Source organism: Thauera sp. (genome assembly GCF_047601425.1).
In the GTDB taxonomy this organism is placed as follows: Bacteria; Pseudomonadota; Gammaproteobacteria; order Burkholderiales; family Rhodocyclaceae; genus Thauera.
The window spans coordinates 1,795,494-1,812,086 of the sequence record NZ_JASGJL010000001.1; the positions used below are offsets into that span (position 1 = coordinate 1,795,494).

The window sequence follows — 16,593 nt, forward strand, 5'->3', positions numbered from 1 at the left end:
TACCCGGGCAGGATTCAGGTATAGACCTGGAGGAAATCGGGCTTCGGCTCACCTTCATGGAAGAAGATTCCGCGCCAGATTTCCTCGACATGCCACGTCACGGTCGGCATGTCGGGCTGGGCCATGTATCCCATTCCGCCGAACATCTCGCAGCGATTGCCCGAGGGGTCGAAGAAATAGGTGGTCTGCCCCCGGGTGATGCCATGCCGCTGGGGCGTGACGTCGATCTTGACCTTGTGTTTGCCGAGCACGTCGGCGCCGTGCAGCACGGCGTTCCAGTCATCGAGGAAAAAGGCGATGTGGTGCAGGCCGGCGACGGGACCGCCGCCGAGCGCGAGATCGTGCGGCTTGCTGCCCCTGAACAGCCAGCTGGCCGCCTGGAATGAATGATCCGGGCCGGCCATCACCTGCTCGCCGAGATAGAAGCCCAGCACTTCCACGAGAAAATTGGTCGTTTCGGCCACGGTGTTGATGCCTTTCTCCGGATCGACCGGACACATCAGCATGACGTGATCCAGCCAATGGACGGCGGCACCCTTGAGCCCGTCGGGCCAGGGATGGGGATTCAGATCCCCGACCGCCTTGCCGACAAAACGCTTCTCCGCGTACAGGAACATGGTGTGGCCGCTCGGCAGCTCGAAGCTGATCGACCGTCCGCAGTCGTGCAGCTCGCCGGCCGCATGCCGACGCACTTCCCTGCCCGCGGCCGCCACGCGGGCAGCGAACACGTCCAGATCGTCATCCGACTCCAGCTTGAAGGCGATGTGATCCACCCCTGCCCGCTCAGCCAGCGACAATACGAGGGAATACGAATCCCACTCGTCCCATCCCCTGAGATAGACGCGCCCTTGTGGGTCACGCCCGCTCTCCAGCATGCCGAGAACTTCCGTGTAATGGTGCAATGCCTTCTCCATGTCCATGACCCGGAGCCGTACATGCCCTAACCTCATGATGCTCATTGCTCTCTCCTTGGTGACTGCACCCTCGTTGTATTCGTGTCCTTCACGCGACTCGCTGCTTTTCCCGCCAACTCGAACACCAGGTCGGACAAGGGATAGATTCGGCACGCCAGCACGATGCCTTGCGCGATGTCCTCGTCGCTGACGTGCTGGCGGCTCATCTGGCCGCATGCGTAGCGCCCTTGCACGACCTTGATCCTGCAAATGCCGCAGCCGCCGCCATGGCATCCCGACGGCAGTACTCCATGGCCTGCGAATACACAGCCATGAAGAACGGAAGATTCGCTGAGGCAGGAGAATTCCTGCCCGGTGTCTTCTATTCGAATCCGATGGCAATCCGGCTTCTTGCGCGCATTCCCGGGCTTCAGCGACGAAACATCGATGCCCCATCTCACCGGTACGCGTATGAAACCGTCGGCTTCATCGACCTGGCCCCGTGCCCACAACCTGGCCACCAGCGCGCCGAAGCCTTCCCGCCATGAATCCGTCTTGCCGGCCCCAACGGCAGCCAGCAGCCATTTCTGGTCGATCTCGGCGGAATTGAGCTCCCATGCGCGGCTCACGCCATCCATCGCGGCGCGCATCTTCGGCAGATGCCGCCGGTGATGAGGCGTCACGATCAATAGTTCGTGAAGGCCATTGCACTGCAACACCCTGGCGCACCATTCGCCATCAATGAGTATCAGCATCGTTGCTTGTCTCCTGTGAGGCTGCCTGTACTGCCGAGCCACCCCGGTCTTTTTTTGCAGCGCCTTTACTTGGCTTTGTTTTTTTGCAAAACTGATTACGCCATCAGTTGTGATAAACGTATCATTCAAGTTCAGCCGATGGCATTGGGGTACACCCCTACGGGGGATTTCATCGTGGAGCCGGAGACAACGAAAATGGTCGAATCAATCGCTTTCAGAAACGCGATGTGCCGCCTCGGTGCGGCCGTCAACGTACTCACCACCGACGGAGAAGGAGGTCTCGCCGGACTGACGGCCTCTGCGGTATGCAGCGTCACGGATGGGCCGCCGACCCTGCTCGCCTGCATCAACGCCAATGCGCGCCAGTACGAGCGCTACATCAGGAACGGCGTGCTGTGCATCAATGTCCTGCACGGCAGTCAGGAAGACGTGTCGCGCCGGTTCAGCGGGGCCGAAGCGCTTTCGATAGAGGAGAGATTCGCGCTCACCCCCTGGATTACGCTGGCAACGGGGGCGCCGGTGCTGGAGGATGCACTCCTGTCCTTCGACTGCCGGATCAGCAGCGTATCCAGGGTGGGGACGCACGGTGTCTTTTATTGCCAGGTCGAGCAGATCCGGGATTCCGGGCAGCAGGAAAGCCTGCTTTATTTCGACAGGCAGTACCACCGCCTGACGGCAGCCGCTGCCTGAGCAGGGTCTGCGCTTGCTTGCCTGCCGGGAGCCCAAAAGATACGATTTGCCGTTTTGCCTGGTCGAGGCAAGACCCAGCCGCATCGATTGGAGCTCCCCAAGCCATGGTCACCCGCAAGAATGTCAGCCCCACTCAAGCCGCCATTGGAGCCAGCGGGACAAACAAGAAAAGCCGACCCGCCACCGCTTCCGGCAGCGAACCCGGATCCGGCGCGCGCGCGCCGGCAACCCGGGGCAGCCGGTCGCGTGAGCGCACCCGGCGCAAACTGATCGAGTCCGCGCACAAAGTCATCGCCGCCAAAGGCTTCGACGCCACCACCATCGAGGACATCACCAGCGGAGCCGACGTCGGCTTCGGTACTTTCTACAACCACTTCACGTCCAAGGAAGACATCACCAGCGCGCTCTTCCATGACCGGGCGGAGGAAATCGGCCGCATCGTGGACGAAATCAACTCCCGGGAGACGGACAAGGCGACTTCAACCGCCTACATCCAGAAAGTGTTCCTGACGCGCGCACTGCATGATCCGGTATGGGGCTGGTTCATCGTCAGAACCCAAGGCACCCACCAGTACATGAAGGAGTTTTACTACGCCCGCGCCGTCGAGGACATCCAGGCGGGTTTCGAACAAGGCCGATTCACCGTCAGTGCCACGGCAACCGCCGCGCGAATCACCTTGTCGGCACTGGTGGGCGCGATGCGAACCCTGCTCGAGGGCGATGCGCCGGAGCAGATGGCGGAACAGACGGTGGAATGCCTGATGCGGATGTTCGGCCTGGGCGAGGAAGAGTCGAAAACACTGGCCAGGCTTCCATTGCCCGATTACGTGCTGTCACTCTGGGAGGAGCGGTCCCAGTAGGCAGGGCCGGCCTCTCTGATCATGAAACTGCCGGCCTTGGCCTACCGCATCCAAGGCGCCACATGGCCCATCGTCGATGAGAGCATGCTCGGATCCTGCCGCTGCATGGCCGGCCCGGAATACCTGGAGTTCCAATAGTGCCCCCGCATATCGCCCCCGTCCCGCTGGAAAAATCCTACCGCCTGATCAACCACGGCCCGACCATCCTGGTCTCCGCCCGCCACGACGGTGTCGACAACGTCATGGCGGCGTCCTGGGCCTGCGCGCTGGACTTCGCGCCGCCCAAGCTGACCGTGGTGCTGGACAAGAGCGCCAAGACGCGCGAACTGGTGGAAAAGAGCGGACGACTGGTGATCCAGGTCCCGACCGTGGCGCAGATGGATCTCACCCACGAGGTGGGAAACCGCAGCCTGGCCGAACAGCCCGACAAGCTCGCCCGCTGCGGCGTCGAACTGTTCGGCATCGACGGCCACGACCAGCCTTTCGTGGCCGGCTGCTCGGCGTGGCTGGCCTGCCGTGTGATTCCGGAGCCGCACAACCAGGAACGCTACGACCTTTTCATTGCCGAGATCATCGGCGCCTGGGCGGATACCCGGGTATTCCGTGACGGCCACTGGCATTTCGAAACCGCTGATCCGGCATGGCGCAGCCTGCACTACGTTGCCGGAGGGCATTTCTATGCCATCGGCGAGGCAATGGATGTCGACGGCATACTTGCCGGTTGAGCGCCGGAGCTCTGCAGTTCACTCCATGTATTTGGCAAACATATCCCCGTGATTTTGTTGTCATTTGCGGTTTTAGCGATGTTGAAATCTGCTCCACATTGCCCGAGAATCGCCGCCGCAGTGATGATTCACACCCGTCACCGCGCAACCTGTCATCCCGAAAGGTCTCTTCATGGACGTACCCGCCAGCATCTCCTGCCCCAAATGTGCATCGACGCGCTGCCGCGCGTCGCGCTGGCGTTCTCATAACGAAAAGGTCGAGAACCCCGACAAGCGCCCCTATCGCTGTGAAGCGTGCTCGCACCGCTTCATCGCCTCGGCGGGTGTCGCAAAAAAAAGCGGGCTTGAGAGGCCATCCTTGCTGACCATCGGCGCCGCGGTCATCGTGGCCGGCGTGCTGGGCAGCATCGTTCTGCTGTGGCCCGATTCAGCGGAACACGACACGGCCGCAAGCAGCGCCTCGCAGGCAGCCGTTGCCGTCACCTCAACGGTCGAAGAGGCTGCGCGCAATGGCGACGTGGAAGCGCAATTCCGCCTCGGCCGCGCGGCCCTGCTCGACACCTCGCGCGGCAAGGAAGGCGCCGCCGAGGCAGTCACCTGGCTGCGGCAGGCCGCCACCGGCGGCCACAGCGGCGCCATGCTGCAGCTGGGCAAGCTCTACCGCAGCGGCGTGGGCATGCCGCAGAACTACGAATATGCCGAGAAGTGGATCCGCCGCTCCGCCGAGGCGGGCGACAGCGACGCCATGGTCGAGCTCGGCCGCCTCTATCGGGGCGGCCTCGGTGTCACCGCGGACCAGGTTCAGGCCTACGTCTGGTTCAACCGCGCGGCAGCCGCGATGAACATGGACGGCGTGTATGAACGCGACAACATCGCACTGAAGCTGAGCCCGGACGAGATGAAGGCGGCCCAGGCCCTGTCGCTGGCCGACGAGGAAGGCCACGTCGATCCGGCGCCCGACAACGACAAGGTCGCCAGCGAAGACTGACCCCGCCATCTGCGGTTTGCCGAATAAGCAAACCAGAAATGCTTGGTTTGGTCGTCCGCGGCCATTTGGCAGACTCCGTGCCTGCGAATTTGCACAGGAGCTGCCATGAAACACCGTTTTGCCCTCAAGTCCTTCACTGCCGCCCTTGCCCTGGCCGGCCTCATCGGCAGCGCTGCCGCCGAATCGCTCAAGGTCGGCTACCTGCCGGCCACCGGCCACGCCAAGTTCTTCGTCGCCAAGGAGCAGGGCCTGTTCGCCAGGGAAGGGCTGGACGTGGAACTGGTCGAATTCCACAACTCCGCCGACGGCCTCAATGCCATCATCGCCGGCAAGCTCGATACCGGCGCCTTCGGCACCACCGGCCCGATCGCCCATCTCTCCAAGGGCACCAGGCTGAAGATCATCGGCGGCATCATGGGCGGCGACGCCGCACTGGTGACCACCCTGGCCGGCGCGGCCAAGATCAAGGACATCGCCGACCTCAAGGGCAAGAAAGTCGCCACCGTGCGCATGGCTTCGGGCGATGCGGTGCTGCGCGGCGCGCTGAAGGATTCGGGCCTGAACTGGAAGACCGACCTGGAAATCTTCGAGCTGAAGAATCCATCGGCGGTCATCGAAGCGGTCAAGTCCGGCCAGGTGGACGTCGGCCTGGTATGGGGGCCGCATGACCTGCGCGCCGAAGCACAAGGGCTGCAGATCGTGATCCATTCCACCGACCTGCAGCCGGGCCACCCTTGCTGCCGCCTCGTCATCACCGAAGCGAACGGCAAGAGCCCGGAGACCTGGGAGAAGTTCCTGCGCGCGATCCTGCTCGCCGAACGCTTCGCCGCCGAGAACAAGGAAGCCACCATCGAGGCGATCGCCAAGTACGTGAAGCTCGACAAGGAGCTGCTGCAGCGCGGCTACTACTCACAGTACATCGACCAGTCCAGCGATCCGGACGCCAAGGGCGTCAGGCATTTCGCCGACGTCATGGCCAGCAGCGAGTTCATCGCCAAGGCGCCGGACGTGTCGTCGTCGATCGACGCCCGATTCTACGAGAAGGTGCTGAACCAACTCGCCGCCGAGAACCCGGGCGACGCCTACTGGCAGAAGCTGCAGCAGGACTTCAAGCGGAAGAACGGCTGATGACCGCGGAGTTGAGCCTGCAAGGCGTCGGCTTTGCCTACGAGGAAGGCGCGGCGCCGATCCTGGAGAAGATCGACCTCGACGTCCCGGCCGGGCAGTTCGTCTGCCTGCTGGGTGCCAGCGGCTCGGGCAAATCGACATTGCTGCGCCTGCTGGCCGGCCTGCAGTTTCCCGGCCGGGGACGGCTGCTGCGCAAGGGCAGGCCGATCACCGGCCCCGGCTTCGACCGCGGCGTGGTGTTCCAGGACTACGCCTTGTTCCCATGGATGAGCGTGGCCGACAACATCGCGATCGCCATCGGCAAGGCCCAGCCGGAGCTGCGCAAGGCGGATTGCCGCGCCCAGGCGGCGGACTGCCTGGCCAAGGTCGGGCTGGAGTCGGCGGTCGGCCTGTATCCGTTCGAACTGTCCGGCGGCATGCGCCAGCGCGCCGCCATCGCACGCGCGCTGGCGCTGCGCTCGCCGGTGCTGCTGATGGACGAACCCTTCGGCGCGCTCGACCCCGCCAACCGTGCCCGCCTGCAGGATCTGCTGACCGAAGCCTGGGAAGCCGATGCGACGAAGAAGACCATCGTCTTCGTCACCCACGACATCGACGAAGCCCTGTACCTGGGCGATCGCGTCGTCGTGCTCGGTTCGACACCCGGCCGGCTGATCGCCGACCTGCCCGTGCCCTTTCCCCGCCACCGCGACCGCCGCACGCTGTTCGACAGCGCCGGCTTCCACGCCTTGCGCGAATCCATCGCCGAAACCCTGGCCGCCGACACCCTGCGTCAACTCGTCTCCGCCTGAAGGAAGCATCGCCATGTCCGAAACCCTCACCGTCGCGCAGCGGGAACGGCCGCTTGCCGACGACCTTGCGCGTCCGGCTGCGGTGCGCAATGCCGCCGCCAAGCCATCGACCCTGCGCACGCTGCTCGACGGCTCCATCGTCTGGCTCGTGCTGCTGGGCGCCTGGTTCGCCGCCGCGGCCTGGTTCCCGCTGGGCGAAAACCCGCTGATCCCCAGCCCGCAGGTCACGGCGCTGGCGCTGTGGGAATCGCTGCCGGAACTGTGGAAGAGCACCCTGGCCTCGTTCGCCATTCTGGTGCCCGGCCTGTCGCTGGCCATCGTGGCGGGTGTCGCCGCCGGCATCCAGGTCGGTGCGTCGCCACGCCTGCAGCGGGTCTTCTTCCCCTTCGCGCGGGTCGCCGCCCCGGTGCCGCCGACGGTGTACGTGCCCTACGCCATCGCCATCCTGCCGACCTTCAAGCTGTCGGCGATCTTCGTGGTCTTCATCGGCGCCTTCTGGCCGATCTTCCACAACGCCGCCGCCGGCGCCCACGCGCTGGAAGGCCGCTACCGCGACAACGCCCAGATCCTCGGCCTGACACGGCGCGAATTCCTGTGGAAGGTCGTGCTGCCGGCGGCGATGCCCCACATCTTTTCCGGCATTGCCGTGGGCCTGGGCTTTTCCTTCATCCTGCTGACCGTGGCCGAGCTGTTCGGCGCCAACGCCGGCCTGGGCCGTTTCGTCCAGTACTACGCCGACTTCGCCGACTACCCGAAGATGGTCGCCGGCATCCTGTACACCGGCCTCGTCACTTTCCTGGCGATGAGCCTGCTCGAAGCCATCAAGCGCCGCGTGCTGTTCTGGCACCGCTGAAGGAGAAAACCCATGTTCGCCTTGCCCTCTTTCCGACGCCCCCGCCTCGCCGCGCTGCTGCTGGCCTCGCTGCTGGCTGCAGGCGCCGGCTCGGCCAGTGCCGCGCTGTTCGAGCGTGAAACCCGCGACCTGCAGGCCGAAAGCAGCGCGGCGGCGGACTCCGGCCGCAAGCTGGCGGTGTTCCTGACCATGCCCGACTGCCCCGGCTGCCGGGAGATGGAGCACACGGTGTTCCAGGACGCAGCCACCGAAAAGGACTTCGATGTCCGCTTCGCCACCGTCCGCGTGGACATCGTTCAGGAGTCGTCCTTCCTCCTGCCCGACGGCGAAACCACCACGCCGGGCCAGTGGGCCCGCCGCCTGCGCGCGCTGGGCACGCCGTCCTTCGTCTTCCTCGACGGCCGGGGCGAAGTTCTCTACCGCCATACCGGCGTGCTGGATGCCGACGGCTTCCGCCGCTTGAGCGACTTCGTCGCCAGCGAGGAATACGAGCACCGCCCGTTCCAGCCGGCCGGCAAGGCCCGCACGCATCACGACAATCACCACTGAAGACCCCATGCAACAGAACAAACTGATCTCCCTCGCCGACGCGGTCGAGCGCTACAGCTGGGACGGCATGCAGTACGCCAGCGGCGCCTCGCTGCCGGTCGGCTCCGACGCCATCGTCTTCGGCCGCGAGCTGGTACGCCGCCGGCGCCGCGACCTGCACGCACTGTTCCACTGCAACACCCAGCAGTTCAACCTGCTGGCCGCGACCGGCGCGGTGAGCAAGGCCGAATGCGGCTTCACCGGGCTGGAAGTGTTCGGTTTCGCCAACGGCCTGCGCCGTGCGGTGGAAAGCGGCCAGCTCGTGCTGGAAGACTATTCCAACCTGTCGTTCGGCCTGCGCCTGCTGGCCGGCGCGATGAACTGGCCCTTCGCCCCGGCAACGGTCAACATCGGCTCCGACATCCAGCGGCGCAGCGCCTTCGCGCCCGACGAATACCCCGCCCGCGCCAAGATCCCGACGGTGACCGACCCCTTCTCCGGCCGCGAAATCGGCGCCCTCAGCCCGCTCAAGCCCGACGTGGCCGCCATCCACGTGCCGCTGGCCGACCCGCTCGGCAACGCGATCATGCTCGGCACCGAATGGAACCGCTTCGAGCTGTCGCGGGCGGCGAAGAAAGTGGTGCTGATCGCCGACGCCATCGTCGATACCGCCTGCATGCGCCAGTTCCCGAACCTGGTGCGCATCCCCGACATCGTCGTCGACGCCGTGGTGTATTGGCCTTTCGCCGCCTGGCCGCAGTCCTCGCCCGGCCTCTACGACGTCGACGAGGCCCACATGCAGGCGATGAACAAGGCCCTGGCCACGCCCGAGGGCACGGTTGACTACGTCCGCCAGTACGTCGACGGCTATGCCGACATCGACAGCTACCTCGACATGATCGGCCGCGATACCGTCGAACGCCTGTCCCGCACCGGTACCGCCTTCCTGCTCGACCCGTTCCGCCAATGGATCAAGACGCCGGAAGAAGTCCGCGCCCTGAGTTCAGGAGAAGCCCGATGAGCGCCACCGCTTCCGCCAGCCCCGCCGACACCACGCTCGAGCAGCCCTACACCCGCCAGGAGATGATGGCGATCGCCACCGGCCGCGAACTACAGGACGGCGATCTCGCCATCTTCGGCGTCGGCCTGTCGATGCTCGCCGGCTATTTCGCCCAGGCCTGCCACGCCCCCAACATCCGCACCATGACCGAAGGCGGCGTGTATGGCGCCACCCCGGTCGGCGGCCTGCCCTGGGGCATCGAGTGCAACCGCATCTCGGCCAACGCCACCAGCTTCACCAACGCTCTGGACGCGCTGGGCTTTCTCGTCGCCTCCGGGCGCTGCGACGTCGGCATCATCGGCGCCGCCCAGGTGGACAAGTTCGGCAACGTCAACACCACCGGCATCTGGGACGGCGACGGTATCATCGGCGAGCACTACCGCCTGCCCAGGACGCGCCTGACCGGTGCCGGCGGCGCCAACGACATCGCCTGCGGCGCGGGCCGGGTCATCATCATGGTCACCCACGAAGCCAAGCGCTTCACCGGCAAGGTCAGCTACATCAGCTCGCCGGGCTACCTGGACGGCGGCGACGCACGCGCACGCCACGGCTTCGTCGGCGGCGGCCCATCGGCAATCGTCACCACACTCGGTATCATGCGTCCCGACCCGGTGAGCAAGGAATTCATCCTGGACGCCTGGTACCCCTTCTCCAGCGTCGAGGAAATCCGCGCCAACACGGGCTGGGACCTGAAAGTGTCCCCCACTGCCCATGTCGTGCCGGAACCGAGCGCCGCGGAACTCGCCGCCTTGCGCCGGGTGGACGAGACGGGAATGCTGCGCAAGAAATAAGGACCGAACGAAAGCATGAGCGACATCCAGACCCTGCGCCGGGTTCTGCAGGAATCCCGCACCATCGCCGTGGTCGGCCTCTCGGCCGACTGGTTCCGGCCATCGTACTTCGCCGCCAAATACATGCAGGCGCACGGCTACCGGATCATTCCGGTCAACCCGAAGTACCCCGAAATCCTCGGCGAGAAGAGCTATCCCGACCTCGCCTCGATCCCGGAAAAGGTCGACATCGTCGATGTGTTCCGCAAGCCGGCCGACGCCCTGCCGATCGCGGAGCAGGCGATCGCCATCGGCGCCCGCACGCTGTGGCTGCAGATCGGCGTCATCAACGAGGAAGCCAGGCGCAAGGCCGAGGCGGCCGGCCTCACAGTGATCATGGACCGCTGCGTCAAGATCGAATACGCCCGCCTCTTCGGCGGCCTCAACTGGTTCGGCGTCAACACCAAGGTGATTTCCGCCCGCCGCCCCCGCTGGCTTCCCTGAGCAGGATCCCGAACATGGCAGACCATCAATACGGCTTCGACACCCTGTGCCTGCACGCAGGCCAGATTCCCGACGCGGCCACCGGCAGCCGCGCCGTCCCCATCTACCAGACCACCTCCTACGTCTTCGACAGCCCCGAGGAGGCCGCCAGCCTCTTCAACCTGCAGACCTTCGGCAACGTCTATTCGCGCATTTCCAACCCCACCGTGGCGGTGTTCGAGGAGCGCATCGCCGCGCTCGAAGGCGGCCGCGCCGCGGTCGCCACCGGCAGCGGCATGGCCGCGCAGATGATCGCGCTGCTCAACATCTGCGAAGCCGGCGACCAGATCGTCGCCGCGCGCACGCTGTACGGCGGCACCCACACCCAGCTCGACGTCAATTTCCGCAAGCTCGGCATCGACACCGTGTTCGTCGACCCCGACGAACCGGAAAACTTCGCCCGCGCGATCACGCCCAGGACCAAGGCCATTTATGCCGAAACGCTGGGCAATCCCTCGCTCAACGTGCTCGACATCGAGGCGGTGGCGAAGATCGCCAACGGTGCCGGCCTGCCGCTGTTCATCGACAACACTTTCGCCAGCCCCTACCTGTGCCGACCCTTCGAATGGGGCGCGGCGATCAGCGTGCATTCGGCGACCAAGTTCATCGGCGGCCACGGCACGACGATGGGCGGCGTGATCGTTGAATCCGGCAGGTTCCCGTGGGACAACGGCAAGTTCCCGAGCATGACCGAGCCTTCGCCCGGCTACCACGGTGTGCGTTTCTTCGAGACCTTCGGCGACTTCGGCTTCACGATGAAGTGCCGCATGGAAGGCATGCGCACCTTCGGCCCGGTGCTCTCGCCCTTCGCCGCTTTCCAGCTTTTGCAGGGGGTCGAAACCCTGCCGCTGCGCATGGACCGCCACTGCGCCAACGCGCTGGCGGTGGCCCGCCACCTGGAGTCGCACCCCAAGGTCGCCTGGGTCAATTACCCCGGCCTGGAAAGCAGCCACTATCACGCCCTGGCGCAGAAATACCTGCCGCGCGGCGCCGGCGCGGTGCTGAGCTTCGGCATCAAGGGCGGCGCTGCGGCCGGGCAGAAGTTCATCGACTCGGTCGAATTCCTGTCCCACCTCGCCAACATCGGCGACGCCAAGACCCTGGTCATCCACCCTGCCTCCACCACCCACCGCCAGCTCTCCGAGGAACAGCAGGTCGCCGCCGGCGTGCCGCCCGACCTGATCCGGCTGTCGGTCGGGCTGGAAACGCTGGACGACATCCTGTGGGACATCGATCAGGCGCTGGCCAGGACCTGAGGGCGCGGTATCGGGCCGTCCTGCCCTTCAGCCCCCGGCGGCCACGAGCCCACCGGGGGCTTTGTCCTTCCGGCACCGATGAAACACGCCCTCCCCGCTTGCCGCTTGCCGCTTGTTCATCGCCCCCTTGCTTGTGTAAGCTTGCGGCCGGGTGTCCGTGCCGCAACTCCGCCGCCGGGCAGGTTTTCGTGATGGTCGGGCCGCCTCACGGTGTATCCGTGCGCCCATGAACCGACACCCCGTCCTTCAGCCGCAAGCCGTTCGGCGAGCCATTCGGCAAGCCGTTCTTCCTCCTGTCCTGCCTGCGGCCAGCCCCATCCCGCATCTCCGCGCCTGCCCCACGCCGCCGCGCGCGCCGCCTTGAACCCGGCTTTTCACCTTGCTCCACCGGCTGCGCCCGCAGCCCCTCCCCAACTTCCTTCCGGTGAAGCCGCATGAATCCGACAACGATCCAGGTGATCGGCGCGACCTTGTTCGCCATCGCCATCATCCACACCTTCTCCACCAAGTTCTTCGAGCACCTGGCCCATACCCGGCCGGCTCATGCGGGGCTGTGGCACCTGCTCGGCGAGGTCGAAGCGGTGTTCGGCTTCTGGGCCATCGTGCTGGTGGTGTTCATGGGCTTCGCCACCGGCCTGGACAGCGCGGTCGAGTATCTGGACACGCGCAACTACACCGAGCCGATGTTCGTGTTCGCGATCATGGTGGTGGCGGCGAGCAAGCCGGTGATGCAGTTCGCCTCGGCCACGGTGCGCATGATCGCCCGCGTGGTGCCGCTGCCGGAGTCGGTGGCGACCTATTTCACCATCGTCGCCTGCGTGCCGCTGCTCGGCTCCTTCATCACCGAACCCGCCGCGATGACGCTGGCGGCGATGATGCTGCGCGAGCGCTACTACAGCCGCGGCATTTCGAGCAAGTTGATGTACGTCACCATCGGCGCGCTGTTCGTCAACGTTTCGATCGGCGGCACGCTGACCAACTTCGCCGCGCCGCCGGTGCTGATGGTGGCCTCGACCTGGGGCTGGGATTCGCTCTACATGCTGTCGCATTTCGGCTGGAAATCGGCGCTGGCGGTGTCGATCAACGCCGCTGCGGCAACGATGATCTTCTACCGCGAGCTGAATGCGCTGCCGGTGGAGGCCGAAGGACATGAGGGCGAAGTGCCGATGGCGATGGTCGGCATCCACCTCTTCCTGCTGTTCCTGATCGTCGCCTTCGCCCACCATCCGCCGATCTTCCTCGGCGTGTTCCTGCTGTTCATGGGCCTGGCGACCGCCTATCCGCGCTTCCAGGAACGCCTGATCCTGCGCGAAGGCCTGATGGTCGCCTTCTTCCTCGCCGGCCTGGTGGTGCTGGGCGGCCAGCAGGCCTGGTGGCTGCAGCCGCTGCTGTCGAAGATGGATTCGACCACGGTGTACTTCGGTGCGACCGCTCTGACCGCCGTCACCGACAACGCCGCGCTGACCTACCTGGCTTCGCTGGTCGAGGGCCTGACCGACGAGTTCAAGCATGCCATCGTCGCCGGTGCGGTGACCGGCGGCGGCCTCACCGTGATCGCCAACGCGCCCAACCCGGCCGGCATGTCCATCCTGCGCCGCGACTTCGACCAGGGTGCGGTCAATCCGCTCGGCCTGTTCGTTGCCGCGGTGCCGCCGACCCTGGTCGCGATCCTGGCCTTCCGCGTGCTGTAGACACCGACCGCGGGGCGCCGCCCGATCCTGGCAGCGCCCCGCGTACCGCAACTGAGGATCAGAAAACCGTCATCAGGCGCAGGTTGACGCGCAGGTTCTCGCGAACGCCCTGCTCCAAAGACAGATCCCGCCCGACAGAACCCATCAATTGCCAGTTCGGCGCCAGGAAGTGGGATGCGCCGATCATCATCCGCGTGCGGCGCTGGCGATCGTCCTGATCCACGCGATCGATTTCCGTTTCACCGCCTTCGACCCGATGCAGGCTGGCACTGAGCGTGGTGGCCGGCGACAGGTGGTAGCGCAGGTGGGTCTGCAGTTCCCACAGCTGCTTCTGGCTCATGGTCTGCTTGCTTTCGCCGAAGCGCTTGTTGTCGCCATGGAACTGCACGTCGCCGATCACATCCAGCGTGAATTTGTCGCTCAACGGCAGCACGCCCGCCGCCTGCAGCGTGAACTTCCAGCGGTTCTCGCCGAAGGGATTCAGCGTGCGGTGGCGGTCGTATTGGCCAGTGGGCAGGGTCAGGTAGGGCATGATGCCGAACACGCGGCGCTGGTCGTCGCGGTACAGATAGACGGCACTGGCCAGGATGATGTCGCCGATGCCGTTACGGACGGTCGCGCCGCCGAGATCGCCGCCGGTATGGACGGAACCGAACGGCAGGATGATCTGCGGCGTCATCGTGAAGCCGGCCACCTCCACGAACCTGACCAGCCTCAGCATGCCCACCTGCGCACGCAGGCTGGCGTCGCTCGAAACCTTGTCGCCGCCGGCATAGAGCTTGTCCCCCTTGCTGTACTGGTAGTACAGCAGCCCCAGGTTGGTGCCCGCCGGGGCGTAATCCCAATCGCCTGGATCGACGCTTATCGCCGAAGCCTGCTGCGCCGTCGCAGTAAGCAGCGTGGCACCGAGCAAGGCCGTGATGCGGCCACGGCGCTGGCGCCCCGTTCGCACGGACGCGCCTTGTTCGGCACACGTCTCCATTGCCGGGGAAATACCGGGCATGGGTCCGGCTGGATCTCTTTCGATCATCTTGTCTGTCTCCTTCGGTGGGGCCGCGCATTCGATTCGATGCGCTGTCGCGCCCGATGGTGAATCCTCCGGAAATGGCCGCGGGAAATGCTTCATTTCCAGGAGGTGTCTTCTCGAAGCGGATTTCTTCTTGCTTTCGACGGCCACGTCATGTGGCCGGGAAAACTTTAACTTGGATCAAAGACATTCCGCCGCAGCTTCAAAGCGGTTTCACCGATTTGTTCAAAACATCGCCAAGAACAGACAAGATGCCCGGCGCAATACGCCTATAGATTCTCCTCCGGCATGAAACGAAACGCGTCCATCGAGGCGCGGCGCCACGCTACCGAATGATCTCCGATCATCGGGAAAACCCTTATAAATAGAGGTAAAGGAGACAAGAATGGGTACTGCACAAGTACAGGAAAAGCGCGCCGGAAACCAGGCGGCAAGCGGGCATTTCGACGCCATCGTCATTGGCGCGGGCGTGGCCGGGCTTTATCAGCTGCATCGCCTGCGGGAAATGGGTTTGAATGTGCGCGCCTATGAAACCGGCAGCGACGTCGGCGGCACCTGGTATTGGAACCGCTATCCCGGCGCCCGCTTCGATTCCCAGGCGGAGATCTACCAATACTGGTTCTCCGAAGAATTGTACAAATCATGGCAGCCTTCCGAACGTTTTCCCGCCCAGCCGGAAACCGAACGCTGGCTCAATTACGTCGCCGACAAGCTCGATCTGAAAAAGGACATCCAGTTCAATACCCGGATCGCCTCTGCCCATTACGACGAATCCCGGGATATCTGGCGCCTCACCACCGCCGACGGCGAACAGGTGACGACCCAGTACCTGGTCGCCTGCTGCGGCATGCTGTCGGCACCGATCACCGAGCGTTTCCCCGGCCAATCCACCTTCAAGGGCGAGCTCTACATCACCGGCCTGTGGCCCAGGGAACCGGTCAACCTGAAAGGCAAGCGCGTCGCCGTGGTCGGCACCGGCGCCACCGGCATCCAGGTGATCCAGACGATCGCGCCCGAAGTCGGCTCGATGAAGATCTTCACCCGCACGCCGCAATACGTCGTGCCAATGAAGAACCCCAAATACAGCGCGGCGGACTGGGAAAAGTGGGGTTCCCGCTTCCATGAGCTGAAGCAGCGCGTGCGCAGCACCTTCGCCGGCTTCGACTACGATTTCGACAAGGGCTCGTGGGCCGAGAACACGCCGGAACAGCGCCTGGCCGTCATGGAGGCGCTGTGGGAGGATGGCTCGCTGGCGCCGTGGCTGGCCGGCTTCCCGGAAATGTTCTTCGACGAGGCGATCAGCGAAGAGGTGTCGGAGTTCGTCCGCGGCAAGATGCGCGAACGCCTGAAGAGCCGCCCCGACCTGTGGGAGATGCTGATTCCGCAGGACTACGGCTTCGGCACCCACCGCGTGCCGCTGGAAACCAAGTACCTCGAGGTCTATCTCCAGCCCAACGTCGAAGCGGTGGACTGCCGCAAGACGCCGATCGAGCGGGTCGTGCCGGAAGGTTTCCAGACCTCCGACGGCAAGGTACATGAAGTCGACGTGATCATCCTCGCGGTCGGCTTCGACGCCGGTTCGGGCGCGCTGAGCCGCATCGACATCCGCGGCCGCGGCAATCGCTCGCTGAAGGAGCAATGGAGCAAGGAGATCCGCACCGCGATGGGCCTGCAGGTCCACGGCTACCCCAACTTGTTCACCACCGGTGCGCCGCTCGCGCCCTCCGCCGCGCTGTGCAACATGCCCACCTGCCTGCAGCAGCAGGTCGACTGGATCACCGACTGCATCGCCTATGCGCGCAAGAACGGCAAGAAGGTCGTCGAGGCCACGCAGGAATTCGAGGATGAATGGGTCAGGCACCATGACGAGGTCGCCAACGCCACGCTGCTGACCAAGACCGACTCGTGGTACATGGGCTCCAACATCGAAGGCAAGCCGCGCCGGCTGCTCTCTTACGTCGGCGGCGCAGGCACCTACCACGGCAAGTGCGACGAACTGGCCATGCAGGGTTATCCCGGCTTCGCCATGAACTGA

17 protein-coding genes are annotated in these 16,593 nt (G+C 64.9%); 14 read left to right on the plus strand and 3 right to left on the minus strand.

What is annotated here, in order from left to right:
* Positions 1–14 precede the first annotated feature (14 nt).
* Both QM748_RS08745 and QM748_RS08750 read right to left on the minus strand, forming a co-directional pair.
* Positions 15–959, minus strand: a complete 945-nt coding sequence (locus tag QM748_RS08745; RefSeq protein ID WP_415246597.1) for a catechol 2,3-dioxygenase — start codon at positions 957–959, stop codon at positions 15–17.
* On the minus strand, positions 956–1,648 hold the full coding sequence (locus QM748_RS08750) for a 2Fe-2S iron-sulfur cluster-binding protein (RefSeq protein ID WP_415246598.1): 693 nt from the start codon (positions 1,646–1,648) through the stop codon (positions 956–958). Before QM748_RS08750 ends, QM748_RS08745 begins: the two co-directional genes overlap by 4 nt.
* 69 nt (positions 1,649–1,717) lie before the next feature.
* Here QM748_RS08750 and QM748_RS08755 point away from each other — a divergent pair, with 69 nt between their 5' ends.
* From QM748_RS08755 to QM748_RS08815, 13 genes are all read left to right on the plus strand, one after another.
* Positions 1,718–2,338, plus strand: a complete 621-nt coding sequence (locus tag QM748_RS08755; RefSeq protein ID WP_415246599.1) for a flavin reductase — start codon at positions 1,718–1,720, stop codon at positions 2,336–2,338.
* 104 nt (positions 2,339–2,442) lie between these two features.
* On the plus strand, positions 2,443–3,198 hold the full coding sequence (locus tag QM748_RS08760; RefSeq protein ID WP_415246600.1) for a TetR/AcrR family transcriptional regulator: 756 nt from the start codon (positions 2,443–2,445) through the stop codon (positions 3,196–3,198).
* A gap of 137 nt (positions 3,199–3,335) precedes the next feature.
* Positions 3,336–3,923, plus strand: a complete 588-nt coding sequence (locus QM748_RS08765) for a flavin reductase family protein (RefSeq protein WP_415246601.1) — start codon at positions 3,336–3,338, stop codon at positions 3,921–3,923.
* A 172-nt stretch (positions 3,924–4,095) separates the two neighbouring features.
* A complete protein-coding gene (locus QM748_RS08770; RefSeq protein WP_415246602.1) occupies positions 4,096–4,911 on the plus strand; it encodes a tetratricopeptide repeat protein in 816 nt (271 codons plus the stop codon).
* Positions 4,912–5,016: 105 nt separating this feature from the next.
* Positions 5,017–6,039 carry an ABC transporter substrate-binding protein gene (locus QM748_RS08775; protein WP_415246603.1) on the plus strand — a complete coding sequence of 341 codons (1,023 nt, stop codon included), beginning with the start codon at positions 5,017–5,019 and terminating at the stop codon, positions 6,037–6,039.
* The gene (locus QM748_RS08780) at positions 6,039–6,830 is read left to right on the plus strand and encodes an ABC transporter ATP-binding protein (protein WP_415246604.1); all 792 of its coding nucleotides are present in this window, start codon (positions 6,039–6,041) and stop codon (positions 6,828–6,830) included. Before QM748_RS08775 ends, QM748_RS08780 begins: the two co-directional genes overlap by 1 nt.
* Positions 6,831–6,843: 13 nt before the next feature.
* Positions 6,844–7,683: an ABC transporter permease gene (locus QM748_RS08785; protein ID WP_415246605.1), complete on the plus strand. Its 840-nt coding sequence runs from the start codon at positions 6,844–6,846 to the stop codon at positions 7,681–7,683.
* Positions 7,684–7,695: 12 nt separating this feature from the next.
* Positions 7,696–8,232 (plus strand): thioredoxin family protein, encoded by a 537-nt coding sequence (locus QM748_RS08790; RefSeq protein ID WP_415246606.1) that lies wholly within the window; start codon positions 7,696–7,698, stop codon positions 8,230–8,232.
* A 7-nt stretch (positions 8,233–8,239) separates the two neighbouring features.
* Positions 8,240–9,232: a CoA transferase subunit A gene (locus QM748_RS08795; RefSeq protein ID WP_415246607.1), complete on the plus strand. Its 993-nt coding sequence runs from the start codon at positions 8,240–8,242 to the stop codon at positions 9,230–9,232.
* On the plus strand, positions 9,229–10,062 hold the full coding sequence (locus QM748_RS08800; RefSeq protein ID WP_415246608.1) for a CoA-transferase subunit beta: 834 nt from the start codon (positions 9,229–9,231) through the stop codon (positions 10,060–10,062). The genes QM748_RS08795 and QM748_RS08800 overlap by 4 nt, the downstream gene beginning before the upstream one ends.
* 15 nt (positions 10,063–10,077) lie before the next feature.
* On the plus strand, positions 10,078–10,545 hold the full coding sequence (locus tag QM748_RS08805; RefSeq protein ID WP_415246609.1) for a CoA-binding protein: 468 nt from the start codon (positions 10,078–10,080) through the stop codon (positions 10,543–10,545).
* 14 nt (positions 10,546–10,559) lie between these two features.
* A complete protein-coding gene (locus tag QM748_RS08810; protein ID WP_415246610.1) occupies positions 10,560–11,840 on the plus strand; it encodes an O-acetylhomoserine aminocarboxypropyltransferase/cysteine synthase family protein in 1,281 nt (426 codons plus the stop codon).
* A gap of 434 nt (positions 11,841–12,274) precedes the next feature.
* Positions 12,275–13,531 carry a putative Na+/H+ antiporter gene (locus QM748_RS08815; RefSeq protein ID WP_415246611.1) on the plus strand — a complete coding sequence of 419 codons (1,257 nt, stop codon included), beginning with the start codon at positions 12,275–12,277 and terminating at the stop codon, positions 13,529–13,531.
* Positions 13,532–13,589: 58 nt separating this feature from the next.
* Here the strand turns inward: QM748_RS08815 and QM748_RS08820 are convergent, their stop codons facing one another.
* Positions 13,590–14,483: a transporter gene (locus tag QM748_RS08820; RefSeq protein WP_415246612.1), complete on the minus strand. Its 894-nt coding sequence runs from the start codon at positions 14,481–14,483 to the stop codon at positions 13,590–13,592.
* A gap of 460 nt (positions 14,484–14,943) precedes the next feature.
* Between QM748_RS08820 and QM748_RS08825 the strand changes: the two genes are divergently transcribed.
* Positions 14,944–16,593, plus strand: a complete 1,650-nt coding sequence (locus tag QM748_RS08825) for a flavin-containing monooxygenase (RefSeq protein WP_415246613.1) — start codon at positions 14,944–14,946, stop codon at positions 16,591–16,593.

What these genes read in the sequence shown, in the direction of transcription:
- QM748_RS08745 (WP_415246597.1), bottom strand. Translation starts at nt 959, where the DNA reads ATGAGCATCATGAGGTTAGGGCATGTACGGCTCCGGGTCATGGACATG.
- QM748_RS08750 (WP_415246598.1), bottom strand. Translation starts at nt 1,648, where the DNA reads ATGCTGATACTCATTGATGGCGAATGGTGCGCCAGGGTGTTGCAGTGC.
- QM748_RS08760 (WP_415246600.1), top strand. Translation starts at nt 2,443, where the DNA reads ATGGTCACCCGCAAGAATGTCAGCCCCACTCAAGCCGCCATTGGAGCC.
- QM748_RS08770 (WP_415246602.1), top strand. Translation starts at nt 4,096, where the DNA reads ATGGACGTACCCGCCAGCATCTCCTGCCCCAAATGTGCATCGACGCGC.
- QM748_RS08775 (WP_415246603.1), top strand. Translation starts at nt 5,017, where the DNA reads ATGAAACACCGTTTTGCCCTCAAGTCCTTCACTGCCGCCCTTGCCCTG.
- QM748_RS08780 (WP_415246604.1), top strand. Translation starts at nt 6,039, where the DNA reads ATGACCGCGGAGTTGAGCCTGCAAGGCGTCGGCTTTGCCTACGAGGAA.
- QM748_RS08785 (WP_415246605.1), top strand. Translation starts at nt 6,844, where the DNA reads ATGTCCGAAACCCTCACCGTCGCGCAGCGGGAACGGCCGCTTGCCGAC.
- QM748_RS08790 (WP_415246606.1), top strand. Translation starts at nt 7,696, where the DNA reads ATGTTCGCCTTGCCCTCTTTCCGACGCCCCCGCCTCGCCGCGCTGCTG.
- QM748_RS08795 (WP_415246607.1), top strand. Translation starts at nt 8,240, where the DNA reads ATGCAACAGAACAAACTGATCTCCCTCGCCGACGCGGTCGAGCGCTAC.
- QM748_RS08800 (WP_415246608.1), top strand. Translation starts at nt 9,229, where the DNA reads ATGAGCGCCACCGCTTCCGCCAGCCCCGCCGACACCACGCTCGAGCAG.
- QM748_RS08805 (WP_415246609.1), top strand. Translation starts at nt 10,078, where the DNA reads ATGAGCGACATCCAGACCCTGCGCCGGGTTCTGCAGGAATCCCGCACC.
- QM748_RS08810 (WP_415246610.1), top strand. Translation starts at nt 10,560, where the DNA reads ATGGCAGACCATCAATACGGCTTCGACACCCTGTGCCTGCACGCAGGC.
- QM748_RS08815 (WP_415246611.1), top strand. Translation starts at nt 12,275, where the DNA reads ATGAATCCGACAACGATCCAGGTGATCGGCGCGACCTTGTTCGCCATC.
- QM748_RS08825 (WP_415246613.1), top strand. Translation starts at nt 14,944, where the DNA reads ATGGGTACTGCACAAGTACAGGAAAAGCGCGCCGGAAACCAGGCGGCA.